The organism is Haloarcula amylolytica JCM 13557 (assembly GCF_000336615.1).
GTDB lineage: Archaea > Halobacteriota > Halobacteria > Halobacteriales > Haloarculaceae > Haloarcula > Haloarcula amylolytica.
The window spans coordinates 1-255 of sequence record NZ_AOLW01000038.1 but is presented as its reverse complement, the minus strand read 5'-3'; the positions used below and the strand labels follow the sequence as shown (position 1 = coordinate 255).

General features: G+C 51.0%; 1 pseudogene. It reads right to left on the bottom strand.

Annotation, left to right across the window (positions count from 1 at the left end):
* Window positions 1–108: 108 nt before the first annotated feature.
* Window positions 109–255, bottom strand: a pseudogene (locus tag C442_RS22985) (transcription initiation factor IIB); the annotation flags it as partial.

The following is a 255-nucleotide window of genomic DNA, read 5'->3' as shown; positions in this document are numbered from 1 at the left end:
ATTCTATGCTGACGGATAAGGCGTAGCGATGGTGTAGGTTATTCGGTGCGGATTTAATTCCGTTTCTGTAAAAACACATAGACAGTAGCCATAGTCCGTCGCGAGAATTCATTCAACGATATGCTCCTCGATCTCTTGGAACCACTGACGGGCCGTGGTAATATGTACATCCAGTGGCTCGCAGATCGTCGCTTGTGTGAGCCGGATGTCTGACTCCTGACCAGCGAGATATAGAGCGCCGGCTGCGACACCGTC